At 70.3% G+C, this 24,274-nt stretch carries 23 protein-coding genes; 12 read left to right on the top strand and 11 right to left on the bottom strand.

What is annotated here, in order from left to right; translation table 11 throughout:
• Positions 1–115: 115 nt before the first annotated feature.
• The 8 genes from EDC02_RS07080 to rpe all read right to left on the bottom strand — a co-directional run bounded on the left by EDC02_RS07080 (position 116) and on the right by rpe (position 7,531).
• Positions 116–1,240, bottom strand: coding sequence for a Gmad2 immunoglobulin-like domain-containing protein (locus EDC02_RS07080; RefSeq protein ID WP_123601266.1), 1,125 nt, complete (start codon positions 1,238–1,240; stop codon positions 116–118).
• Positions 1,240–1,806, bottom strand: coding sequence for a SigE family RNA polymerase sigma factor (locus EDC02_RS07075; protein ID WP_199757527.1), 567 nt, complete (start codon positions 1,804–1,806; stop codon positions 1,240–1,242). The genes EDC02_RS07080 and EDC02_RS07075 overlap by 1 nt, the downstream gene beginning before the upstream one ends.
• Positions 1,807–1,896: 90 nt before the next feature.
• The gene (ribH, locus tag EDC02_RS07070; protein WP_123601264.1) at positions 1,897–2,382 is read right to left on the bottom strand and encodes a 6,7-dimethyl-8-ribityllumazine synthase; all 486 of its coding nucleotides are present in this window, start codon (positions 2,380–2,382) and stop codon (positions 1,897–1,899) included.
• Entirely contained in the window at positions 2,382–3,698 is a 1,317-nt protein-coding gene (locus EDC02_RS07065) for a bifunctional 3,4-dihydroxy-2-butanone-4-phosphate synthase/GTP cyclohydrolase II (RefSeq protein WP_123601263.1), read from the bottom strand. Before EDC02_RS07065 ends, ribH begins: the two co-directional genes overlap by 1 nt.
• Positions 3,695–4,336 (bottom strand): riboflavin synthase, encoded by a 642-nt coding sequence (locus EDC02_RS07060; protein ID WP_123601262.1) that lies wholly within the window; start codon positions 4,334–4,336, stop codon positions 3,695–3,697. The genes EDC02_RS07065 and EDC02_RS07060 overlap by 4 nt, the downstream gene beginning before the upstream one ends.
• 4 nt (positions 4,337–4,340) lie before the next feature.
• Positions 4,341–5,402: a bifunctional diaminohydroxyphosphoribosylaminopyrimidine deaminase/5-amino-6-(5-phosphoribosylamino)uracil reductase RibD gene (ribD, locus tag EDC02_RS07055; protein WP_123601261.1), complete on the bottom strand. Its 1,062-nt coding sequence runs from the start codon at positions 5,400–5,402 to the stop codon at positions 4,341–4,343.
• 489 nt (positions 5,403–5,891) lie between these two features.
• Positions 5,892–6,857, bottom strand: a complete 966-nt coding sequence (locus EDC02_RS07050; protein ID WP_123601260.1) for a response regulator — start codon at positions 6,855–6,857, stop codon at positions 5,892–5,894.
• Positions 6,851–7,531, bottom strand: a complete 681-nt coding sequence (rpe, locus tag EDC02_RS07045) for a ribulose-phosphate 3-epimerase (protein ID WP_123604574.1) — start codon at positions 7,529–7,531, stop codon at positions 6,851–6,853. Before rpe ends, EDC02_RS07050 begins: the two co-directional genes overlap by 7 nt.
• Before the next feature lie 325 nt (positions 7,532–7,856).
• On the opposite strand from rpe, the gene EDC02_RS07040 reads away from it, so the two are divergent.
• From EDC02_RS07040 to EDC02_RS07000, 9 genes are all read left to right on the top strand, one after another.
• The gene (locus tag EDC02_RS07040) at positions 7,857–9,254 is read left to right on the top strand and encodes a cytochrome P450 (RefSeq protein ID WP_158632083.1); all 1,398 of its coding nucleotides are present in this window, start codon (positions 7,857–7,859) and stop codon (positions 9,252–9,254) included.
• Positions 9,255–9,364: 110 nt separating this feature from the next.
• Entirely contained in the window at positions 9,365–10,756 is a 1,392-nt protein-coding gene (locus EDC02_RS07035) for a cytochrome P450 (RefSeq protein WP_123601258.1), read from the top strand.
• Positions 10,753–11,811, top strand: coding sequence for a hypothetical protein (locus tag EDC02_RS07030; RefSeq protein ID WP_233605780.1), 1,059 nt, complete (start codon positions 10,753–10,755; stop codon positions 11,809–11,811). Before EDC02_RS07035 ends, EDC02_RS07030 begins: the two co-directional genes overlap by 4 nt.
• Positions 11,808–12,827 (top strand): polyprenyl synthetase family protein, encoded by a 1,020-nt coding sequence (locus tag EDC02_RS07025; protein WP_123601257.1) that lies wholly within the window; start codon positions 11,808–11,810, stop codon positions 12,825–12,827. Before EDC02_RS07030 ends, EDC02_RS07025 begins: the two co-directional genes overlap by 4 nt.
• 118 nt (positions 12,828–12,945) lie before the next feature.
• On the top strand, positions 12,946–13,872 hold the full coding sequence (locus EDC02_RS07020) for a septum formation family protein (RefSeq protein ID WP_123601256.1): 927 nt from the start codon (positions 12,946–12,948) through the stop codon (positions 13,870–13,872).
• Between the two features lie 14 nt (positions 13,873–13,886).
• Positions 13,887–14,810, top strand: coding sequence for a septum formation family protein (locus EDC02_RS07015; protein WP_123601255.1), 924 nt, complete (start codon positions 13,887–13,889; stop codon positions 14,808–14,810).
• Positions 14,811–14,898: 88 nt separating this feature from the next.
• A complete protein-coding gene (locus EDC02_RS07010) occupies positions 14,899–15,315 on the top strand; it encodes a GntR family transcriptional regulator (protein WP_123601254.1) in 417 nt (138 codons plus the stop codon).
• Entirely contained in the window at positions 15,312–16,241 is a 930-nt protein-coding gene (locus EDC02_RS07005) for an ABC transporter ATP-binding protein (RefSeq protein ID WP_123601253.1), read from the top strand. Before EDC02_RS07010 ends, EDC02_RS07005 begins: the two co-directional genes overlap by 4 nt.
• On the top strand, positions 16,238–16,882 hold the full coding sequence (locus EDC02_RS07000; RefSeq protein WP_123601252.1) for a hypothetical protein: 645 nt from the start codon (positions 16,238–16,240) through the stop codon (positions 16,880–16,882). Before EDC02_RS07005 ends, EDC02_RS07000 begins: the two co-directional genes overlap by 4 nt.
• On the opposite strand, the gene EDC02_RS06995 is transcribed toward EDC02_RS07000, so the two are convergent.
• The gene (locus EDC02_RS06995; protein WP_233605779.1) at positions 16,866–18,359 is read right to left on the bottom strand and encodes an FAD-binding oxidoreductase; all 1,494 of its coding nucleotides are present in this window, start codon (positions 18,357–18,359) and stop codon (positions 16,866–16,868) included. The two genes, EDC02_RS07000 and EDC02_RS06995, sit on opposite strands and share 17 nt — an antisense overlap.
• 366 nt (positions 18,360–18,725) lie before the next feature.
• On the opposite strand from EDC02_RS06995, the gene EDC02_RS06990 reads away from it, so the two are divergent.
• Both EDC02_RS06990 and EDC02_RS42685 read left to right on the top strand, forming a co-directional pair.
• Complete coding sequence (locus tag EDC02_RS06990; protein ID WP_123601250.1) at positions 18,726–19,670, top strand: septum formation family protein; 945 nt, start codon at positions 18,726–18,728, stop codon at positions 19,668–19,670.
• Positions 19,667–19,906: a VOC family protein gene (locus tag EDC02_RS42685; RefSeq protein ID WP_370461425.1), complete on the top strand. Its 240-nt coding sequence runs from the start codon at positions 19,667–19,669 to the stop codon at positions 19,904–19,906. The genes EDC02_RS06990 and EDC02_RS42685 overlap by 4 nt, the downstream gene beginning before the upstream one ends.
• Before the next feature lie 19 nt (positions 19,907–19,925).
• On the opposite strand, the gene EDC02_RS06980 is transcribed toward EDC02_RS42685, so the two are convergent.
• Entirely contained in the window at positions 19,926–20,480 is a 555-nt protein-coding gene (locus EDC02_RS06980) for a hypothetical protein (protein ID WP_123601249.1), read from the bottom strand.
• A gap of 483 nt (positions 20,481–20,963) precedes the next feature.
• Between EDC02_RS06980 and EDC02_RS06975 the strand changes: the two genes are divergently transcribed.
• Positions 20,964–21,323 (top strand): hypothetical protein, encoded by a 360-nt coding sequence (locus EDC02_RS06975; protein ID WP_123601248.1) that lies wholly within the window; start codon positions 20,964–20,966, stop codon positions 21,321–21,323.
• Positions 21,324–21,420: 97 nt separating this feature from the next.
• Here EDC02_RS06975 and EDC02_RS06970 read toward each other — a convergent pair whose 3' ends face one another.
• Positions 21,421–24,117 (bottom strand): RICIN domain-containing protein, encoded by a 2,697-nt coding sequence (locus EDC02_RS06970; RefSeq protein WP_123601247.1) that lies wholly within the window; start codon positions 24,115–24,117, stop codon positions 21,421–21,423.
• Positions 24,118–24,274: the final 157 nt, after the last annotated feature.

Here is a 24,274-nt window from a genome sequence, read left to right as displayed (position 1 = left end):
TGCCCGATTGTGGCAGCCCGGCACCGGGCGGGTCGGCACCGGGTCCGCACCGGTCCACCTGCTGATCATCGTACGGCGGTCGGCGCGGGTCGCCGTCCGTGCGCCGACGCGCCGGTCACCGTACGGTGATCGCCGCGTCGACGAGGTGCCGGGGCCCTTCGTCGGCGACCATCGACTCCTCGTACGCCTCGATGGTGTAGTCACCGGGCGGCAGGCTCAGCTCGACGAATGCCTCACCCCGGCCGGGCGCGCCCGCGTCGAGCGTGACGTACTGCCGGTGCACGACCTGTCCGCCTTGGCGGACCCGCAGCTGGGCGGTGGCCTCGTGGACGCTGCCGGCGAGGTGCACGGTGAAGGTCGACCCGACGGTGTCGCCGTGCTGCGGGTCGATCAGCCAGAGCATGGCCAGGGTGTCCAGCGCGGCCCCCTTGGTGATCTCGTCGCCGGTGTCGACCTGGCCCCACAACCGGTCCACCGGCTCGCCGTCGAGCAGCAGCCGGATCCTGGGGTCGCCGCCGGTGACGCCGGCGATGGTCCAGGCGAGCTGCTGCACCGCTGCGGCGGCCCCGGCGGCGTCGAGGTTGGCGACCCCGGCTCCGGTGATGTTGACCCCGACGATGTCGTACTGGGTCCACACGGTGGCCACGGTGGCCCCGGCCGGCCACAGGGTGCGGTAGTCGGGGTCGGCGAGCCGGGCGGCGGTGAGCATCTCGCCGAGCGCTGCCCGCAGTTCGGCGACGACGCCGGTGTCGGTCAGCTGGAAACGGTGGAACTCGCGGTAGAGCCGCAGCCCGCCGCCGTCGGCCGCACCGGCGTAGTAGACCGGCAGGGTCGCCACCGGGGTGCCGGCCTGCTGACCGGCGGCGCCGGCGGTCGGCGGACCACCGGTCGCCGGGCCGGCGACCGGGCCGTCGCGGTCGGTCGGCCGGTCCGTCGGCCCGGCGGTCGGTGCCCCGCTGGGCGGGACCGGGCCGGCGCTGGCCGCCCCGGACGGCGGGCCGGGCTGCGGGGCCGGCGGCAGGCAGCCGACCACCCCGACCAGGCTGGCGGCGACGGTCGCGGCGGCGGCGCCGAGCAGCACCACCGGCATCCGGCGCCGTCGGCGGGCGTCGATCTTCCCGCGGATCGCGGTCAGCCCGTCGGGCCGTACGTCGGTCCGGTCGGCTTCGGTGTGCAGCGCCCGCCGCAGCAGGTCGGCGGTGCGGGCGTCGCCGGGCAGATTGTCGTGGTCGGTGTCCATCACAGGCCGTCCAGGCTGGTACGCAGCGCGGCGATGCCGCGTGCGGTGTGGCTCTTCACCGCGCCCCGGCTGACCCCCATCGCGTCGGCGATCTGCGCCTCGGACAGGTCGGCGTAGTAGCGCAGCACGATCGCCTCCCGCTGGCGGGGCGGTAGGGCGCGCAGCGCGGTGATCACGTCGGCGTGGCGGAGCTGGTCGAGGGCGCCGGCTTCGGCGCTGGGTGCGTCGGGGTCGGGCCGGGCGGCGGCCAGGTGGGCCTGCACGACGCGTCGGTGCCGGATCGCCGACCGGCACCGGTTGACCACGGTGACCCGCAGGTAGCCGAGTGCCTTGTCGGCGTCGCGGAGCCGCCACCAGCGGCTGTGCAGGGCCACGTAGGCGTCCTGCACGATCTCCTCCGCCATGCCCGGTTCCCGTAGCAGCAGGGTGGCGAGGCGCACCAGCGGGCGGTAGTGCGCGGCGAACAGGCGGGTGACCGCCTCGTCCGCCGCCCACGTCGACGTCTGTGCCCGCTGTCGTGGCATCGTCCTCCCCGAGCCCAGGTCGGTGACCAGTTCGGGTGTCACGCCACTACGACGTGTCACCAGCGCATCTGGTTTACCGCGCGAGCGGCGGGAACGTGACGGGTCGGGGTAGCGCGGTTCGACAGGTCAGGTTCAGCCCACCGGTACGGCGTGGACGGCCCGCAGGGCCAGGGCGGCGTCGAGTACGGCGACCATCGACGACCAGCCCTTGTCCTCGGCCGAGCCGGGCAGCCCGGCCCGATCGCGGGCCTGGTCGATGGTCTCGACGGTGAGCACGCCGTGCCCGACCGGGGTGGACTCGTCGAGTGACACCCGGGTCAGGCCGTCGGTGACCGATCGGCACACGTAGTCGAAGTGGGCGGTGGCGCCGCGTACCACCACTCCGAGGGCGACCACCGCGTCGCAGCGCCGGGCCAGGGCCTGGGCGACGACGGGCAGTTCTACGGAGCCGGCGACCCGGACCACCTGCACGTCGGCGACGCCGCAGGCGTCGGCGGCGGCGAGTGCCCGGGTGAGCATCGCGTCGACCAGGTCGGTGTGCCAGCGGGCGGCGACGACGCCGACGGCGAGCCCGGCGGCGTCGACGGTGGAGACTCCGGGTTCGCCGAATCCGGCCATCAGGCCCGCCCTCCGGACAGTTCGCCGACCGGGTCGAGATCGGCCGCGCCGTTAAGATCGGCCGCGCCGTCGAGGCCGGCCGGTGCCGCGCCGGCCGGCTGGTCGAGGTCGTCGAGCAGGTGGCCCATCCGGTCCCGTTTGGTGCGCAGGTAGCGCACGTTCTCCGGATGCGGGTGGACGGTCAACGGTTCCCGACCGACGACGTTCAGGCCGTACCCGGTCAGCCCGGACACCTTGTCCGGGTTGTTGGTGAGCAGCCGGATCGACCGGACCCCGAGGTCGTGCAGGATCTGCGCGCCGGTGCCGTAGTCGCGGGCGTCGGCGGGCAGGCCGAGCTCCAGGTTGGCGTCGACGGTGTCCCGACCCTGGTCCTGCAGCTGGTAGGCGCGCAGCTTGTGGGCCAGGCCGATGCCTCGGCCCTCGTGGCCGCGCAGGTAGAGCACCACGCCGCGGCCTTCGGCCGCGACCCGGGCCAGGGCGGCGTCCAGCTGCGGGCCGCAGTCGCAGCGCAGCGAGCCGAACACGTCCCCGGTGAGGCACTCGGAGTGCACCCGGACCAGCACGTCACGACCATCGTCGAGGTCACCGTGGACCAGGGCGATGTGTTCGGCCGGGTCGTGGGCGACCCGGTAGCCGACGGCGCGGAACACCCCGTACGGCATCGGCAGCCGGGCCTGCGCGACCCGCTCGACGTGGGTTTCGGTCCGCCGCCGGTGGGCGATCAGGTCGGCGATGGTGATCAGGGTGAGCCCGTGGTCGGCGGAGAACTTCTCCAGGTCGGGCAGGCGCATCATGGTGCCGTCGTCGTTGACCAGTTCGCAGAGCACCCCGGCGGGGTGCAGCCCGGCGAGGCGGGCCAGGTCGACGGCGGCCTCGGTGTGTCCGGGCCGTTGCAGGACGCCGCCGGCGCGGGCGCGCAGCGGCACGATGTGGCCGGGCCGGGACAGGTCGGCCGGGCCGGCGGCGGGGTCGGCGAGCAGCCGCAGGGTGTGTGCCCGGTCGGCGGCGGAGATGCCGGTGCTGACGCCTTCCCTGGCGTCGACGGTGACGGTGTACGCGGTGCCCCGCCGGTCCTGGTTGGTGTGGTACATCGGTGGCAGGTCGAGCCGGTCGCATTCGGCTTCGGGCAGCGGCGCGCAGATGTAGCCGGAGGTGTACCGCACCATGAAGGCGACGAGTTCGGCGGTGGCGTGTTCGGCGGCGAAGATCAGGTCGCCTTCGTTTTCCCGGTCGGCGTCGTCGACGACCACCACGGCCCGGCCGGCGGCCAGGTCGTCGAGGGCCTGTTCGACGGTGCCGAACCCGGCGGCGGTCACGGGCGGACCCCGCCGACGGACCGTGCCCCGTCCAGTTGCTTCGCCACGTACTTCGCGATCACGTCGACCTCCAGGTTGACCAGGGCCCCGACCGGCTTGCGGCCGAGGGTGGTGAGTTGCAGTGTGGTGGGGATCAGTCCGACGCCGAACCAGCCGGCCGCGCCGGACCCGCCGGCCGCGCCGTCGGACACCTCCGTGACGGTCAACGAGACGCCGTCGACCGCGATCGAACCTTTCTCCACGACATACCGGTGAAGGCCGGCGGGCAGGCTGAACCGGACCTGTTCCCAGCGGTCGCCGGGGGTGCGCCCGACGACGGTGGCGACCCCGTCGACGTGGCCCTGCACCAGGTGCCCGCCGAGTCGGGTGGCGAGGGTGGCGGCGCGTTCCAGGTTGACCGGGTCGCCGGGCCGCAGCGTCCCCAGTGAGCTGCGGTCGAAGGTCTCCTTCATGACGTCGACGGCGAACCGTTGCCCGTCGACGGAGACGACGGTGAGGCAGACGCCGTTGACCGCGATCGAGTCGCCGTGCCGGGCGTCGGCGGCGACCAGTGGGCCGTGCACGGTGAGCACGCCGCTGTCGCCGTGCCAGTCGAGTGGGCCGGCCTCGCCCAGCTCCTCGATGATTCCGGTGAACATCGACTCAGCCCTCTTTCTGCCGGGGTTCGGCGGTGATCCGCAGGTCGGGGCCGACCTGGGTGACGTCGACGATGGTCAGGTCGATGGCGTCGGCGATGGTGTGCACTCCGGCGTCGGCGAGCGCGGCGGGGCCGGCGCCGAGCAGTCTCGGGGCGAGGTAGCCGACCACCCGGTCGACCAGGCCGGCACGTAGGAACGCCCCGGCGAGCACCGAGCCGCCTTCGAGCAGCGCGGAGCGGATGCCCCGGTCGTAGAGGGCGGTCAGCAGGGCGGTGAGGTCGACCCGGCCGCGGTGGTCGGCGCCGACGTCTGCGGTGGTGACGATCCAGGTGCCGGCGGCGGCGTCGCGGACCCGGGCGTCGGCCGGGGTACGCCCGGAGCTGTCCACGATCACCCGCAGCGGCCGCCGGACGGCGGGTCCGCCGGTGCTCGGGGTCCGGACGGTGAGCCGGGGGTCGTCGGCGAGCACGGTGCCGACGCCGGCGATGATCGCGTCGGCGGTGCCGCGCAGCGTGTGGACGTCGGCGCGGGCCGCCTCCGAGGTGATCCACATGCTGGTGCCGTCGGCGGCGGCGGAGCGGCCGTCGAGCGTGGCGGCGTACTTCCAGATGATGTAGGGGCGGCGCCGGCGGACGGCGGTCAGCCAGGCGATGTTGGCGTTCTCGGCCTCGTCGGCGCGCAGCCCGACCACGACGTCGATGCCGGCGGCGCGCAGCGTCTCGGTGCCACCGGCGGCGATCGGGTTGGGGTCGGGCACGGCCAGCACGACGCGGGCGAGGCCGGCGTCGACCAGTGCGGTGGAGCAGGGTCCGGTACGCCCGACGTGGTTGCACGGTTCGAGGGTGACGACGGCGGTGCCGCCGCGGGCCCGGTCGCCGGCCTGGGCGAGCGCAGCGATCTCGGCGTGCGGCCCGCCGGCGTAGGCGTGGAAGCCTTCGCCGACGACGTGGCCGGCCGGGTCGAGCAGGACGCAGCCGACGATGGGGTTGGGGCTGACCGAGCCGAGGCCACGGACCGCGAGGTCGATGGCGCGTCGCATCGCCTCGTCTTCGGAGAGGATCGCCATGGCCGTTCTCTTCTCCTCGCCTGCCGGGGTGCGCGGCGGGCGGGAGGTGCCGGGCCCGGTGGGGGTGGCCGGCGACAGCATGGCGGCGGCGGAACGCCTCGACGCGCGGCCACGACGGACCGGCCCCGGGGCGCTGCACGGGTACGGCGATGCCGGTCGGCACGCCACACCTGAGCGTCCGTTCCGCGCGCTGTCTCCCATCCGGACTGTCTGGGCCGGTCCGTGCCAGGTCGGCACGGTCTGGCCCAACCGTCGGCTCCGGAGTCTCACCGGATCCACCGGGCGTCGTCTCCGACGACCGGGTCGCGGGCTGGCCACGGCTTGCGCCGTGGATCACCGCCGGTTCGGAATTTCACCGAGTCCCGCCAGCGCGTGGTGGGTGCTTCTCCGAGTGTTACACGGCACACCGGGATCATCGCCAGGGACGCGACCGACCTCACAACTGTCGGATACCCGACAGCAGGTCAGTCGTCGGCCCGTTCGGGCAGGTCAGTTGGTGGACAGCCGGCGGTCGACCGCGATGTACGAGCCGGGTTGGCTCTTGGCGACCGACTTCATCTCGTTGGCCACCGTGATGATCTCGCGGGGGTCGCTGAACCGGCGGCTGCCCGCCGACACCGCCACCCCGACCGAGAGGGTGACCAGGGCCGCCTTCTGCAGTTTGCCGCGCCGGTCCTTGACCTCCACGTAGCCGCGCCGGGCGTCGGTCGGGTCGTACAGCTCGTCGGCGGCCTTCTCGAAGTCGAGGATCGCCTGCTCGATGATCGGCCGCACCTGTTCGGGCGCGCAGACCACCACGAAGTCGTCGCCGCCGATGTGGCCGAGGAACGCCGGCGGCAGCCCGATCGACACCACCGCCCGGTGCATGCACCGGGCCAGCGCGGAGATGAACTCGTCGCCGCGGGCGAAGCCGTACACGTCGTTGACGCTCTTGAACCGGTCGATGTCGACGTAGCCGACGGCGTAGTCGGCACCGCTGCGGACCCGGTCGGTGATCTCCCGGCTGACCCGGGTGTTGCCCGGCAGCCCGGTCAACGGGGACACCTCGCGGTACTCGCGGTTGCGCCGCAGGGTAGAGCTGACCCGGGCGATCAGCTCCGAGGTGTCGAAGGGCTTGACCAGGTAGTCGTCGGCGCCGGCGGTCAGCCCGACGACCTTGTCGACGGTCATCCCCTTGGCGGTCAGCATGATGATCGGCAGCGCCGCGGTCATCGGGTCGGCCCGCAGCCGCCGGGTCAGGTCCAGCCCGCCGATGCGGGGCATCATCAGGTCGACCACGGCCAGGTCGGGCCGGTGCCGTTCGATGATCTCCAGAGCCTCCTGGCCGTCGTGGGCGAGCATAACGTCGAAGCCGTGCAACCGCAGGTTGACCTCGACGAACCGGGCGATGTCGACGTCGTCGTCGACGACCAGGATCAGGTCCGGCCGGGACTCGGCCCCTTCCGGGCTCACCACCGTGGCGCGGTCCGCTCGGCGATCTGCCGGAGTCTGCGAACCGCCTCGGCGGGGTCCTCTGCGCCGTACACGGCGGTGCCGGCGACGAACGCGTCCGCGCCGGCCGCAGCGGCCTGCTCGATGGTGTCCGCGGCGATCCCGCCGTCGACCTCGATCCGCAGCTCCAGGTGGCCGCTGGCGGCGTGCCGGCGGGCGGCGCGGACCTTGTCCAGCATCTCGGGGATGAACCGCTGGCCGCCGAACCCGGCCTTGATCGTCATGATCAGCAGCGTGTCGAAGCTGGGTAGCAACTCCAGGTAGTCCTCCACCGGGGTGTCCCGGTCAACCGCCAGGCCGGCCTTGGCCCCGGCCGACCGCAGCTCCTTGGCCAGCGCCACCGGGTCGTCGCAGGCCTCGGCGTGAAAGGTGACGTTGTACGCGCCGGCGTCGGCGTAGCCCGGTGCCCAGCGGCGCGGTTCGGTGATCATCAGGTGCACGTCGAACGGCAACGAGGTGGCCGGCAGCAGGCTCTGCACCACCGGCAACCCGATGGTCAGGTTCGGCACGAAGTGGTTGTCCATCACGTCGACGTGCAGCCAGTCCGCCGCCCCCTCGACCGCACGGGCCTCGTCGGCCAGGCGGGAGAAGTCGGCGGCCAGGATGCTGGGCGCGATGAGCGGCGCTGGTGCGGTCACCGCGCCAGTCTACGAACGTGAGCAAGCGTTCCACACCCGCCACGACGATCGCCCGCCCGACGGGTGGTCCGACGGCCGGATCCGACGGCGGACCTGCCGATGGACGGCCGACCGGGCGGTCGGCGGGGCGGCCGGCACCGGGTCCGCAACCAGGCGACGCCGGCGGGTACGCCGGCCCAACAATCCGCACGAATGCGTTATTGCCTGCCTTTTACCGACATCACGCAACGGGGCTGGAGACGGCTCGAATAGCTCCAAGATCCACCACCGGCAATGCAAAATTTCCGATTGTAGCTACGCCGGCACCTTCGGTAAGGTGGCCGCCATGACCGAACCGCGTCGCGTCGACGCAGATCCGGCTGCCCGCAGCAGATCGAGGCCCGTTCCACGGCTCAGTCTGCGGGAGAATCTCGTCGGGATGCGGGCAATGCGCCGGGACCAGCTTGCTTTTCTACAGGAGGCGGTCCGTAACCACGGCGACATCTTCAGGATACGTCTCGGTGGTATGCCGATGGTATTTCTCACCAACCCGGAGCACATCCACCATGTCCTGGTCGACAAGCACGCCAACTACGACAAGGAAAACTTCCTCTGGCGTACGGTCCGGGCGATCCTGCGGGAAGGGCTGATCGGCAACCGCGGCGACGATACCTGGCAGCGCAACCGCCGGCTGATGCAGCCGACGTTCAACAACGCCAGCGTGGCCCGGTTCGCCCCGAACATGACCGGCCTGACCGCGGACATGATTCACCGATGGGCGCCGGAGGCCGCCTCCGGTGCGCCGGTCGACGTCGTCGGACCGCTCACCGACCTGGCTCTGAAGATCGTCCTGCGGTCACTGTTCGGCGTCGAGCCCGACGAGCGCAGCCACCGGTTCGAACGCGACTTCCTGGAGGTCAACCGCCGGCTCGGCAGTTTCCTCCGGTTCCCCTTCCCGCCGCTGAGCTGGCGCACCCCGTCCCGCAACCGGATCCGGGCACTGACCCGGGACCTGGACGGCTTCGTCCGCTACCTGATCGACACCCGCCAGCACGAGCGCGACAGCGACCACCGGGACCTGTTCAGCCTGCTGCGGCACGCGGTCGACCCGGTCACCGGCACCGGGCTCACCCCGGAGCAGCTCTCCAACGAGATCCTGGCGATGATCATCGCCGGGTACGAGACCACCAGCAACTCGATCTCCTGGGTGTACTACCAGTTGGCCCGCCACCCGCAGGTGCAGCAACGGGTGCACGACGAGGTCGACAGCGTCCTCGACGGACGGGTGCCGACCTTCGACGACCTGCCCCGGCTGCCGTACACCCGGATGGTCATCGACGAGACGCTGCGGCTGTTCACCCCCGCCTGGCAGACGATGCGGCGGGCGGTGACCGACGACGTGGTCGGCGGCTACCGCATCCCGCAGGGCACCGAGGTGCTGATGAACCTGTTCCTGCTGCACCGGCACCCGGAATTCTGGCCCGACCCGGACCGCTTCGACCCCGACCGGTTCACCCCGGCGGCGGTCGCCGCCCGGCCCCGGCACGCCTACCAGCCGTTCGGCAGCGGCCCGCGGCACTGCATCGGCAAGCACTTCGCCCGTACCGAACTGCACCTGATCACCGTGATGCTCGCCCAGACGTTCGCGGTCAGCCTGCCCGAGGGCGCACCGCCGGTCGGCTTCGCACCGCTGGTCACGCTGCACCCGGCGGGCGGCATACGGCTCCGACTGCAGCGCCGCTGACCTGCCCCCCGCGCCACCCCTGCACCACCGCCGCCCCGCATCACCGCCGCCCCAGCACCGCACCGCCGCTGGCCTGTCCACCGCGTCGACCCGTGGAAAGTGAGAAGAGCATGTCCCCGCAGGTACGCAGCCGAGCCCCGGGCGGCACCCGGGAGATACCCACCGTCACGCCGGGCAGCGGCGTCGGCGGCACCCTGGCCTTCAAACGCGACCAGCTCGCCTTCCTCGGCCGGGGCGTCGACCGCTACGGCGACATTTTCCGGTTCCGGCCCCTGGGTATCCCAATGGTGCTGGTCAACCATCCCGACTACATCCGGCATGTGCTGGTCGACGAGGGCGAGAAGTACGACAAGAACGCCGTCCTGTTCAAGGTCGTCCGGCCGGTGCTGCGCAAAGGGCTCATCGCCAACCCGGACATGGATCTGTGGCGACGGCAACGGCGGATGATGGCGCCGCACTTCACACCCCGTACGGTCAGCTCTTTCACCCGAAACATGACCGACGAAGCCGAACAAATGCTCGTCCGGTGGGAGCGGAATTACGGCCGGGGCGGCACCCTCGACGTCACCGACGAGATCGGCCAACTCGCCCTGCGAATCGTCAACCGGTCGCTGTTCAGCGCGCAGGTCGGCGACATCGCGCAGGCCTTCGAACGGGCATTCGGCGAGGCCAACGCGATCCTCGGCGCGTTCTTCCGGTTCCCGTTCCCGCCACTGAGCGTGCCGACCCCCCGGCACCGCCGGCTGCGGTCCGCGATCGCCGACATGGACACCTTCGTGTCGACGTTCATCAACCGCCGGCTGCACGAGGAGGTGCCCACCGGCGAGGAGACCGACCTGCTCACCCTGCTGCTGCACACCGTCGACGAGACCGACGGCCAGCGGATGGACCTGGAACAGCTGCACCACGAGGTGCTCAACATCTGCATCGGCGCCTACGAGACCACCACGAACACCCTGTCCTGGGCGTTCTACCTGCTCGCCCGGCACCCCGAGGTGGAGGCGAAGCTGCATGCCGAGGTCGACTCGGTGCTCGCCGGCCGGACGCCGACCTTCGAGGACCTGCCCCGGCTGCCGTACACCCGGATGGTCGCCGACGAGACGCTGCGCATCTACTCGCCGGCGTACCAGTTCATGCGCCGGGCCAGCTCAGCCGACGTGATCGGCGGCTACCGGGTGCCGGCCGGCACCAACATGCTGATCAACAGCTACCTGCTGCACCGGCACCCCGACTTCTGGGACGACCCGGAACGCTTCGACCCGGAGCGGTTCACCCCGGAGCAGGTGGCGCGGCGCCCGAAGCACGTGTACGTGCCGTTCGGCAGCGGCCACCGGGTCTGCATCGGCAAACACTTCGCGCTGTCCGAGCTGGTCCTGGTGCTGGCCTCGGTGGCCCGCCGGCACCGGCTCGTACTGCCACCGGGCGCACCCGAGGTGCGACCGGAGGCGCTGATCACCCTGCACCCCAAGGGCGGGGTCCACCTCAACCTGGAGTACCGGTGACCTTCACGGACGACACGGCCAGCCACCTGACCCTCGACCCGGTCCAGCGGACCCTCGACCGCTTCCCCTACCAGCTCAACCCGCACGTCGAACAGGCCCGCGCGCACCTGACCAGTTGGGTACGCGATACCGGACTGGTGCTGCGTGAGCAGGCCCGCGCCCGATTCGACCACGCCGACTTCGGCTGGTTCGCGTCGATGGTCTACCCGACCGCCGACGCGGCGCACGCCGAGCTGATGGCCGACTGGTTCGCCTGGCTGTTCCTGGTCGACGACCAGTTGGACGACGGCGCCGACGGACGCAGCCCGCAGCACCTCGCCGAGGTGATGGCCGCGATGCGGCGGGTACTGTCCGCCGACGACTTCGGCGCCGCCGACGCGCGGCGCCGGGACCTGCCCCGGGCGGTGTCGTCGCTGGCCGACCTGTGGCGGCGTACCGCGCCGGACGCCACTGCGCGCTGGCGGCGACTGTTCGTACGGCACCTGGAGCAGTGTCTGACCACCGCCGCCACCTGGGAGGCCGGCAACCGGCTGTCCGGCACCGTGCCGGACGAGGCCACCTACATCGAGAAGCGCCGGCACACCGGGGCGATCTACGTCTGCATGGACTTCATCGACGTCGTCGAACGGATCGACATGCCCGACGAGGTGTACGACAGCGCGCCGTTCCGTACCGCGCTCGACGCCGCCTGCAACGTGGTCTGCTGGACCAACGACATCTACTCACTGGACAAGGAACGCGCCCTCGGCGAGGTGCACAACCTGGCGTACATCGTCGGCCATCACCACGGGCTGGACCGCGACGCGGCGGTGGACCGGGTGTGCCGGGCGATCGACGCCGAGACCGACCTGTACCTGACCGCGCAGGCGCAGCTGCGGGGGACCTTCCCCGGCCGGGCGGCGGTGCTGGAGCCCTACCTGGCCGGGATGCGCAGCTGGATGCGCGGCAACGTCGACTGGTCCAGCCGGACCAAGCGCTACCAGCCGGCCCGGACGACCACCGAACCGGCACCGCAGGAGTATCTGGAGGCCACGTTGCTCGGGAGCCAGGGTTGACCGCCGCGACCACCGCACAACGCGACGCCTGGGCGCGGCTGGCGGCGGCGCGGGCGCTGATCGGGCCGCAGCTGCGCCGCACCGTCGACCGGCTCGCCGACCCGATCCACACCGTCGCCGGCTACCACTTCGGCTGGTACGCCGCCGACGGCAGCCCGGCCGACGCCGGCTGGGGCAAGGGGCTACGTGGTGGTCTCGCGCTGGCCGGCGCAGAGGCGGTCGGCGCACCGGCGGACCGGGCGGTGCCGGCGGCGGTCGCGGTGGAGCTGGTGCACAACTTCACCCTGCTGCACGACGACGTGATGGACGGCGACCGGACCCGGCGGGGCCGGCCCACCGCCGGGGCCGCGTTCGGCGACGCGCAGGCCATCCTGGCCGGTGACGCGCTGCTCGCGCTGGCCTTCGACACGGTACGCGGACAAGCGCCGGCCGCCGCCGAGCTGTGTCAGGTGCTGCTGGATCTGGTGGCCGGGCAGAGCGCCGACGTGGCGTTCGAGTCGCGTACCGCCGTGGGGTTGGACGCCTGCCTGGCGATGGCGGCCGGCAAGACGGCGTCGCTGATCGGCGCCGCCTGCGCGGTCGGCGCGATCAGCGGCGGCGCCGACCCGGACCGGGTCGACGGGCTGAAACGGTACGGCCACCACCTGGGGATGGCGTTCCAGCTGGTCGACGATCTGCTCGGCATCTGGGGCGACCCGGCGGTGACCCGCAAACCGGTCGGTGCCGACCTGCGGCAGCGCAAGAAGTCACTGCCGGTGGTGTTCGCGATGGGCAGCGGCACACCGGCCGGTGCCGAGCTGGCCTCGCTCTACGCGATACCGGGCGCGTTCACCGACGGGCAGGTGACCCGGGCCGCGCTGCTCGTCGAGCAGGCCGGCGGCCGGGACTGGGCGGAGCGGGAGGCGGACCGGCACCGGGCGGCGGCGCTCGACCGGCTGGCGGCGGCCCGACCCGAAGCCGACGCGGGTGCGGCGCTCGCCCAGTTCGCCGACCTGGCCGCCCACCGGGACCGCTGAACAGCATCACCGTCGGTCGGAACCTCAGTAGACAGCTGTCGCGGGCCCGGCCGGTCGGCGACCCGCCCGGTGTCGTACCCTCGTCGGCTTGAGTGGACAACGGGGAGGCAGCGGGATCATGGCGCGACGGTGGGGTGTCCGAGCGAGGTTGGCGGCGCTGCTGACCGCCGCGGCGCTGACCACGACGGCCGGCTGTGTGCCGCTGTCACCGGGCGTGGACGGGGATCTGGTCGACGGCTGGGCCGCGTTCGACGAACCAGTCCACTTCACGCCCGAGGCCGGCAGCTGCCACGACGGTGAGCGACGCGTCATCGACTGGGAGAGCTACCGCCCGGTCGGCTGCGTTCAGGTCCACCTGGTGGAGACTGTGCACGTCGGAACGCTCGGCGACGACCCGGCGGTGCCGTTCGACGAGGACGGCGCGGCCGACGGCCTGATCCCGGCCCGGCGGGCCGCCCGGGCCGAATGCGACCGACGGGTGAACGAGTTCCTCGGCGGTCCCTGGCAGACCGCCCGGCTGCGGATGACGGTCGTGACGCCGTCCGACGCCGCCTGGACCGGCGGGGCCCGCTGGTTCGGGTGCGACGTCGGCGTCGTCGACAGCCCCGGCGGACCGCTCATCAACTGGTACGGCACCATCGAGGGCGCGCTCGACGTACCCGGTCATCCACTGCGCATGACCTGCTACGACTCGGCGGCGGTCGGTGTCGACGACGAGCCGCTGACCGAACCGCTGGACTGCGACACCCCGCACCAGGCCGAGTTCGCCGGCACGTACGTGGAAGACAAACTGGGGTACGACGAGGTGGAGTTGAACGACGATCGGGTCCACACCCGGTGCCGCAAGGTGGTGGCCGACTACGCGAAGGTGCCGAACAACGGCGACCTGCAGTACCGGGTGGGCACCATCTACACCTTCTCCGACGTCCTGGACTGGGCGGAGGGCGACAGGACGATCCGCTGCTTCGCCTGGCGCGCCGACCCGCTGTTGACCGGCTCGGTGCGCGACGGCGGCTCCAGCGCCCTGCCCATCCAGTACCAGTGAAGCGGCGGCTATCAATGACCCGGCAGCTACCAGCGACCCGCCGACCGTTACGGACCAGGATGGTCGCGCTGCTGGCCGCCGCGTCGCTGGCCGTGACGGGCGGCTGTGCGACACCGCCGCAGGGGACCGACGGCACCCTCACCGATGGTTGGGCCGGGTTCGACGAGCCGACCACCTTCGTCCCGCAGGCCGGCACCTGTCACCGCGACGAGGCTGCCTCGGGCAGCGGCAGGTACTACCGTCCGGTCGACTGCGACGAGTTGCACCTGGTCGAGACGGTTCACGTCGGCGCCTTCACCGGTGCCGACGCCCAGCGGACGACCGCGCCGGTCGGCAACGTCCCGGCCCGCGAGGCGGCCCGCGTCGAGTGCGAGGCCCGGGCCGCCGAGTTCCTCGGCGACATCTGGCAGCACGGCCTGCTCGACATGACCGTGCTGGTGCCGCCGCAGGCGGCGTGGAGCGCCGGGGCCCGCTGGTTCCGCTGCGACCTGACCGAGATCAGCGGTGTGTTCCGGGGCACGGTGCTGCCCCGGACCGGGAGTCTGCGCGGCACGCTGGCCGACGGTGGTCCGCTGCGGCTGGGCTGCCACGACGTGCGGTGGGGCGACGACCACCTCGAAGCGCTGGAGCCGGTCGACTGCGCCCGGCCGCACCACGGCGAGTTCGTCGGCGCGTTCGACGGCGGCACCCTGCCCGGCAGCTGGCCCGGGGACGAGGTGATCCAGGAGCGCTGCCTGCGGTTGGCTGCCGATTACGCGGACCTGCCGGTCGACGAGGACCTGCCCTACCGGGTGGCCACGTTCTGGTTCCGGACGGGGAACCCTTCGGTGTGGGAAGGCGATCTGCGGGTCCGCTGTTTCCTGTACGTGCCGGACTTCACCACCCCGCTGGTCCGCTCCGCCAAGGGCGGCGGCCCCGACCTGCTGCCCGTCTGGTAGCCGCTCACGATCCCTGGCCGTCCGGCACACCCGACCCCGAACAGGCATAGTGCTATTCTGCTAGCAACCTAGCAGAATAGGAGTCGGCGTGATCGAGTTCAGGCTGGACCGCCGGTCCGGCATCACCCCGTACCTGCAGTTGGTGCAGCAGGTACGCCAGGCGGTGCGGCTCGGCTGGCTGCAGGAGGGCGACCGGCTGCCGACCGCCCGGGAGGTCGTCGCCGCACTCGGCATCAACCAGAACACGGTGCACAAGGCGTACCGCGAACTGGAACGCGACGGCGTGGTGCAGTCCCGGCCCGGCGTCGGCACCTTCGTACTGGCGTCGCTGTCGGCGCGCCGCGCGGCCTGGGACCCGGCGATCCGCTCCCAGCTCGCGGCCTGGGTCGCCACCGCCCGCGCCGCCGGCCTGGACGACGACGACCTGCGCGCCGTCCTGGCGGCCGAACTGGCCGAGGGCGCGTCGCCCCGGACGACGGACGACCAGCCGGGGCGGACCGGATGACCGCGTTGGAGACCACCGGCCTGGGCAAACGGTACGGCCGCAGCTGGGCGCTGCGCGACTGCACGCTCGCCGTACCGGCCGGCACGGTCACCGCGCTCGTCGGCCCGAACGGTGCCGGCAAGACCACCCTGCTGCACCTGGCGGTCGGCCTGCTCACCCCCAGCGCCGGGCAGGTCCGGGTCGGCGGGCGGCCGCTCACCGGCGGCGGCCACGACCTGGCCCGGGTCGCGTTCGTCGCCCAGGACAAGCCGCTGTTCGCCGGGTTCACCGTGGCGGAGATGCTCCACTTCGGCCGGGCCACCAACCCGGCCTTCGACACCGGTGGGGCGCGGGCCCGGCTCGACGACTACGGCATCCCGCTGCGGCAGCGGGTCCGCACCCTCTCCGGTGGGCAGCGCACCCTGGTCGCGTTGGCCCTCGCCCTGGGCAAACGCGCCGAACTGCTGCTGCTCGACGAGCCGCTCGCCGACCTGGACCCGTTGGCCCGTACCGAGGTGATGGGTGCGCTGATGGCCGCCGTCGCCGACACCGGCGCCACCGTGGTGCTCTCCTCGCACATCCTGGCCGACCTGGTCGACACCTGCGACTACCTGCTGCTTCTCAACCGTGGCCGACTGCAGGTCGCCGGCGGCTTCGACGAGCTGGCCGAGGCGCACCGGGTGCTGACCGGGCCGGCCGAGCTGGCGCAGCGGCTGCGGGCGGCGGACCCGCCGCCCGTACACCTGAGCGTCACGGCCCGGCAGACCACCGCGCTGGTCCGGCAGGCATCGGCCGCAGTACGCGGAGAGCCGGCCAGCCACGACGACGGGCAGGTGCCCGGTCTGGAGGAGCTGGTGCTGGCGTACCTGCGCAACCCGGACGCCGCCTGCCTGCCCGCGCCCGCACTCGTCGCGGCCGGTCGGCCGGCCGGGAAGGACACCCGATGATCTGGCTCGCCTGGCGTCAGCAGCGGTTCCCGTTCATCGCCGCCGCGATCCTGATCTGCCTCTACGGCGGATTGACGGCCGCCGCCCACGTCGACGCCGAGTTCGTCACCATCACCCAGCTGTTCGCCGGCTACCTGACCATCGGAGTCTGCATGTTCTGGGGCGTGCCGCTGGTGGCCCGCGACCTGGAACAGGGCACCCACCGGCTGGCCTGGACGCAGAGCCGGCCGCGCAGCCACTGGCTGGCCGCCCGGCTGGCGGTCGCGGCGGCCGGGGCGCTGACCGCCGCCGTCGTGGTGACCGCCGTCGTCACCTGGGGGTTGCCGACGGCCGACGGCGACCCGATGCGCTGGTTCGCCTACGAGTCGCACGATCTGGTCCCGCTCGCCCGGGTGCTGTTCGCGCTCACCCTCGGCGCGGCGTTGGGTGCGGTGACCCGCAACACGCACATCGCGATGGCGCTCAGCGTGCCGGTGCTGGGCATCGTCCAGTTGGGCGGCGCCCGCGCCGTTCGCGAGGCCACCTCGTGGACGTACTGGCAGTTGCAGGTCGCCGAGTCCGGCGTCTACCTGGGCGCGGCGGCCGTACTCACCGCGGTCACGTTCCTCGTCGTTCAGCGCCCGCTCAGCGCGGCAGCCTGATCGACATGGCGTGGTGGAACAGGTCACGCGGATCCCAGCGGGCCTTGACCCGCTGGAGCCGGCGGTAGTTCTCCTTGTAGTACAGGGTGTGCCACGGCACTCCTGACCTGTTCCATCGCGGATCGGCGGTGTCGGTGTCCGGATAGTTGATGTAGGAGCCGTCGTTCACGCTGTTCGGGACCGGCACCCCGCCGGTGTCGGCGTACATCGCCGCGTACCACCGCCGGATCCAGTCCAGGTTCGCCTGCTCGCGGTCCGGATCGGTCCAGACGACGACGTACACCGCTTTGATGATGCTGTCCCGCTGGGGCATGGCGGTCGCGTCCGGCGCCACGGCGTTGACCTTGCCGCCGTAGGACACCAGCAGCAGCGTCGCGGCCTCGTTCTGATGGTCCACACTGGTCAGGTAGGTGTAGGCGGTCGCGATCTGCTCGTCGGTGAAACTCTTCCGCAGGTAGGCCGCCTTCAACTTGTGCATCCCGGCTTCGTCGGCCTGGCTCAGCGACTGGGCCTTCACCCCGGCCAGCCACGGCAGCCGGCGGGGCGGCTGTACCGTGATCGTGCCCGGTACGCCCTCGGTGACCTCGGCGATGTAGTCACGGAGCAGCCGGTCGGCGTCGGGCAGGGTTCCGTCCAGGGCGGTCACCATGGCGAACGCTCCGGCGTCCGGGCCCGTGGTGCGGCGGGTGATCAGCAGCAGGCTGAAGAGACTGGCGTACGGCGAATCGGGCGCGCTGTTGCGCTCGTGCCATTCACCGTAGTTGCGCAGCAGCCGGTGGAACGACTCCTCGGTCATCCGGTCCCAGCTCCACGCGAGCGTCGTTTCGAGCGTCACGGCGGGTGGCCTCGGCAGCAGGCGGGCGGGATCGTGACCGGTGGCCCCGGGGGTACGCATCCAGTACCGGGTGACCACGCCGAAGTTCCCGCCCCCGCCCCCGGTGTGCGCCCACCACAGGTCCCGGTTCTCGTCGCCCGGCTCGCGGGTCGCCACGACCGCCCGCGCCCGCCCGGAACGGTCCACGACGACGACCTCCACCGCGTACAGGTAGTCCACGACCGAACCCAGCTGCCGCGACAGCGCGCCGTAACCGCCGCCCTGGATGTGCCCGCCCGCTGCCACCCCACCGCACTGGCCGCCGGGAATGGTGACACCCCAGCCGAGATAGAGGCGCTCGTACACCGTCCAGAGGCTGGCACCCGCCTCGATCATGAACGCGTCCCGGCGTCGGTCGAACGTGACCTGACGCATCGCGGACATGTCGATGACCACCTCGGCGCCGTCGCCCACGAAGTTCTCGTAGCAGTGCCCGCCGCTGCGCACGGTCACCCGTTTGCCGGCACGCACCGCGTCGGTCACCGCACGCACCACCTGCTCGGTGGTCGTGGGCAGCCGGAACGACCCGGGCCGCGGGAAGAAGCGCTCGTTCGTCCGGCGCAGCACCAGATCCTCGTAGCGGGGATCATCCGGCAGGATCACCGGAGACTCCCGTACGCCCCCTTTCGATGGTGCTCCCGCTGCCGCCGGACCTCCGATCAGCGTCACACTCCCCAGCGCCGCAGCGCTGGCGATCAATCCACGACGGGTCGGACCAGACATTCCTTCTCCGATCTGGTGGTGTGTCGTACGGAGCGATGCTTTCATCGACCCGTGCGGGAAGTCGTCGTCCGGACGTAGGCAGGCCGATACCGCGAACGCAGTAGCCGCGCCCGCCGTGCGTGTCGGAAACGGGCCGTAGGGTGCGGGAATGGCCAGCCGATCGGTCCCGACACCCGGCCGGCTACCGGCTGGCCCCCGTGTCATACCCTCGCCGCCTGAGCTGGCGAACGTGGAGGCAGTCGGATCATGACACGACGGCGAGGCGGTGGCCGGTCGCCGGTCCTGGTGACACTGGCGGCGCTGCTCACCGCTTTGTCCCTGACCGTGACGGCGGGCTGCGCGCCCCCGCCACGGGGCATCGACGGTGACCTGGCCGACGGCTGGGCCACCTTCGGCGAGCCGACTCTGTTCACCCCGCAGGCCGGCACCTGCCACCGGGAGAAGGCCAGCTCCGGCAGCGCCAGGTACTACCTGCCGGTGGACTGCACGCGGCTGCACCGGTTCGAGACGGTGCATGTCGGAACCTTCACCGGGGCCGCCGCGCGACGGACGACCACCCCGGTCGGCTTCGACCAGACGTATGAGGCAGCACACGAGGAGTGTGAGACGCGCGCCAACGAGTTTCTCGGCGACATCTGGCAGCACGGGCTACTCCAGTTGACCGTCGTGATGCCAACGCAGACCGCCTGGATCGGCGGGGCCCGCTGGTTCCGCTGCGACCTCGCCGAGGTCACCGGTGTGATGGCCCCTGTCAAGGTGGCCCCGCGGACCGGGAGCCTTCGCGGCGCACTGGCCGGCGGGGCCGCACTGCGACCCGGCTGTTACCAGCCACAGTGGAACGAGTACGGCACCGCCAGGGCGATGGAACCGGTTGACTGCCGGATGCCGCACCACAGCGAGTTCGTCGGATCGGTGGACCGACGAACCCTGCCCGCCATCGACCTCGATACCACTGAGACCGAGTCGGACCTGCTGCATCAACGATGCCTGCGGTTGGTCGCCGACTACGTGGGCCTGCCGGTCGACGACGAACTTCCTGACCGGGTCGCCACGCTCTGGTTCGAGATTGAGAGCCAGTTCAGATGGAACGGTGATCCCCGGGTCCGGTGTTTTCTCTACCTGTGGGATTCGTTTCCCCCGTTGACCCGGTCGGCCGAGAACGGCGGACCTGACCTCCTACCCGTCTGGTGACGGGAGCCGCGTCTGCAGAAGTTCTACGAGACAGTGCTCGGTGCCGAGCAGGTCCGCCGGCAGCCGCCGGACGGCCCGGTCTTCTACGTCGTCGACGACGTGACACGCCGCTCGGCCAGGTCGAGGCGGCCGGCGACACGGTCCTGGCGCCACCGAACGACATGCCGTGGGGTCAGCGGGTGGCACACCTCGCCGACCCCGACGGCAATCTGATCAACCTGACCCACCGGATCTGAGCAGCGGGCGGGCCGGTGGTCACCTCGCCGGCAGATAGCAGCGGCCGTTGGTCCAACGACGTAGTTCACGGTCGAGGTGTGCGGTGTCGACGTCTTGGCATTTCGCCAGGTTGACGGTGAACGGGGTGCCGAACGCATACATGTCGACCCGCATCATCTGTTCCGGCGCCGACTCGCCCGGCACCGGCGGTGTCGGGCGCCGGCCCGGCACGTCGAAACAGAGGAACTCGTTCCCGCCGAGACCCGACCGGAAGGCACAGGCCTCGACCTCGTCCCACGGGACGGAGATCTCCAGCACCTGGCCGTGGTACGCCGAGGTGAACCGCAGCCCCTGTGCACTGAGCAGGATCGTCTTCTGTGGCATCAGGCGCTTGACCCGCCGGGCGGCGAGGATGTCGGTCACCCCGTCCGTGCCGATGATGATACCGCCGACGAACATCGCCACGCCGAGCGCCGCCCCGCCGATCTGCAGTACGGGCGGGGTGACCGCAACCGTGCCCGGGTCGACAAGGACGGCGATGAGTGCGAGGGCACCGGCGAGGCCGAGTGCTCCGGCCAGCACCTTGCCTGCCATCGGAGCGACGCGCCGACGCCGAGACGCCAACAGGATGCTCGGCTCAGCTGTCAGAGACACTTGCGATCCCTCGCCCTCCGCCCCGGGCGATACACCGGGCGCATCGACCAGCGTAGTGCTTCGCTGTCTCGTACGACGATCCCCCGGTAGTGGGTCGTGACGATGCCCTCCGACCGAAGTTCACTGAGTGCTTTCTGCAGGCTGACCTGGGCGGCGCCGCATCGCCCAGGATCCGATGCAGCAGTACACGTACTCAGTCGCTCAGGGCATCCGCCAGTTGTACACCGCGCGCACCGCAGACCGGATCGTCGCCGAGCTGGTGACCTGGTCGGAGCACCGGCAGCTGCAACCGCATGCCGCCCACGCCAGCTTCGTCTGGTCGTCGGACGGGCTGCCGAGGGAGGTGCTCAGCGGAGGTGGAGTTGCAGCGCGCCGTCGCTCGACGACCGGGTCAAGCAGGCCGTCGAGCCGTACTGGGAGCAGTTGATCAAGCTCGACTACGAGTACGACGTGGACACCCGACGCGCACAGTACGTGGAACGGATGAGCCGGCAGTGGTCGACGGTCCTGGAGAGGCTCGTGGACAGCCCGGTTGCCGGCGGTGCGGCCAAACTGGCCAACGAGAACCTGGCCGCCGTCGTGCGGGAGTTCCTTGCCGAACGCAAGGCCGAATCGGATCGGCTGGAGAACCTCCTCGCCGAACACGCCCGCAACGGCAACGGCTACGAGCAGGCGAACTTCTTCGACCGGCTGTTCGAGCGGTTCGAGGAGCAGGCAGACAGCTACCGGCAGCGGACTCCGAAGAGGCCCGACCCGGGTCAGAACGGGTCCGCCCGCCCCTGAGTCGGCCTGAGCCAATATGCCCTCCACGGCAGGGCTTGCCGTGGAGGGCCCATGTGGTCCGGGATCGGGCAGAGTCGGCCGAGCCGGGGGGACTTGGTCAGTTGCGGAAGCTCCACAGCTGGTTTGCGCCGCCGTTGCACGACCAGAGGATGATCCTCGTGCCGTTGGCGGTAGCAGCGCCATTCGCATCCATGCACAGTCCGGATTGAACGCTGGTGATCGTACCGTTGGAGTTGACGTTCCACTGCTGGTTGAGGCCGCCGTGGCAGTCCCAGATGGCGACCACGGTGCCGTTGGTCGTGCCCGCACCAAACGCGTCCAAGCACTTGTTGCCGTACACGGTCAACTGCTTGTTGGCGGTGTAGGTCCACCGCTGGTTCGTGCCGCCGGCGCAGTCCCAGAGCTGCACCTGGGTGCCGTTGGTGGTCGTGAAGTTGGGTACATCCACGCAGCGGCCTGACTGGCCGCCCACAATCTGGACGTTCTGCTGACCGCCGCCGCTTTGCTGCCTGACGATCGACCTGGACTCAGCTGATCGGTTGCCTTGAGCGTCCAGAATGTAGAGCCGATAGTCGCCCGGTGTCGTCGGAACAGCTATGGACGTTGCGGTGCCGTCGGCCCTGGTCATCGTCGGGCCGGCAGCGAAGGCGGTGGTACCGGAGGGTGCCAGCCAAATCGTCCTGGTCGCGTCTCCGGCGCTTCGTACCGGGATCGATGCGCTCTCGCTGCTGACGAACGTGCTGGCCGGCAATGCGTAGTCGGGTGAGAAGAGATTGCTCTGCGGGATGATATCTTGATATGAACTCTCAAGTCCAGATCTCACGGCGATACCATAGCCTGCCGCCGGCCAGACATAGTCGTCGGAGACGAGAATATCGTGGACGGTGCTGTTCGGCAGATTCTTGTTGGATACCTTGTTGATCGGGCCGTAGGTTTGCGTGATGCTCAGATCGTGCTTGCGCCCCCAATCGTCGGAGTTGATGAGCCAGGTGACATTCTTGTCCACGCTGAGGACATTGTCGCGGAAAGTTATGTACGCCGAGCCTTCATCCGGGTGGAGTCCGTACTTGTGGCCAGCCGGGACGCCTTGGAGATAGTTGTCGTGCACCGTGGTACCCGGTTGACTGCCCAGGGTGTAGATCGGCCCCGTGTCGCCGAGACGCTGCACCGTGTCGATGATGTGGTTGTAGCTGATGTTGTTGTTTCTCGCTGTCACCGTCGGCCGGTTGGGTGCGATCGAGCCCGATGACCCGTCGAAGTTCCACCAACCCCATCCGAGCGTTATTCCGGACCATGGAGTCTTCTCGATCAGGTTGTGCTGAATGGTGAGAGTGTCGGCGAAGTATGCCGAGATGGGACTGTGCCCGTTGAACAGCACGGCACTGTCATAGATGTAGTTGTTCTTGATCTCGATGTTTCTGGGCAATCCTTCAACCTGAGGGGAGTACTTTTCGCGATTGGTCGCCGTGTGGTCGCCGATGTAGACGTGCTGAGGATGACCGACGGTAACAGCAGATCCGGCGATGTCGTTGGTATAGTTCCCGATCAACTGTGTGTCCTGCACATCGTTGACCATGTTGATCCCGTCGGCACCGGTATGTTGGATCCTGTTGCGTTGCAGCGTTATCCCATCAGCGTTCTGGATCTGGATCATGCCAGGAGTAACGTCGACATTGCGGTAGTAGTACACATGGAAGTTTCCCTTCGCGTATGCGAGGGCGCCCAGGTTGCCCTGCTGGGCCTGCTTGAATGCGGAGCCGGCCACATTGAACAGGTTCCAGTCGGAGTGCTGCACCGTGAGGCCGGAGATCGTGATGTTGCGGGCGTGGCTGCCCGTCGAGACGCCCGCGATCCGCAGCACGGTAGTCACGTTGTTCGGCGCGAACACCGTCGCGGTCGCCATGTTCTCCGAGCTGGCCTTGTAGTAGTACAACGTCTGGCTGGTCTTGTCGAAGTAGAACTCGCCGGGCGTGTCCAGGAACTCGTAGGCGTTCATGACCTTGTGGCTTCCACCGACCTGAGCGTTGCCGTTGTACGCGCCTTGGGCGATAGCCGCGCCCGGTTGCTGGAACAACGCAACGCGATTCCTACCATCGGCCGTTGTGGTCACCTGGCGGACTCCCACGATGGCGGTGGTCCAGGTGGTCGCCGTTTCGATCTCGATATCGTCCTGGTTGCGGGCGATAGCGGGGAAGTCAGACAGGCTGTATCTCGCACCCTCACACTGTGAGCCCGACTCCCAGGCCCACGCGGCCTGTCCCGCAGTGATGTTGTATGTTCCGTGGCATCCAGCCGAGTTGATCGTCTTCGTAGCCATGTACGCCCGCTTGTCGTTGACGTAGAGCGCACGCAGCTTGTTGGCTCGGTCGAGCGGAGCTTTCCAGATGTCACCGCTGTGCTGGGTCCATCCGGTGACCTGCACACCGCCTTCGAGGACTGGTGTTTCGTTGGCATGTGCGGCATATATGATCCGGTAGCCGTTCGTACCGGAGTCGCTCGGCCCGAACTCGATCGTACTGCTCACCGGATAGCTTCCGCCGCGGAGATACACGTAGATGTCACCTGTCATGTTCCCGTTTATCGTACGAACCACGTCCCGTGCGCGTTGCAGGGTTCTGAATGGTGACGTGATCGTTCCGGGGTTGGCATCGTTGCCGTCGGGAGCAACATAGTAGGTTGCCTGGGTCGCAGCCGAAGCCGGCATTTGATTCATGACTGTTGCTGTCAACACGACGGAGGCGAAGACCGCGACTGCCAGCAGATATCTCCCAGCGATGGAAACGGCTGACTTCACATCCTGATCCTTTCACTCTGGTGCCGCAGGCCGGCGACGCCGGCATTTGGAATGGTGCGCACGAACGTCCAAGGTGCCGCGTTTCTTCCGCCGCTACCGCGAGAGCAAGCACCTCCGGAGCACTGAATCCCCTCCCGCAGAGGAAGCATGAAACATG

The organism is Micromonospora sp. Llam0, from assembly GCF_003751085.1.
Taxonomy (GTDB): Bacteria; Actinomycetota; Actinomycetes; order Mycobacteriales; family Micromonosporaceae; genus Micromonospora_E.
This window is presented reverse-complemented; position numbering and strand designations above follow the sequence as displayed.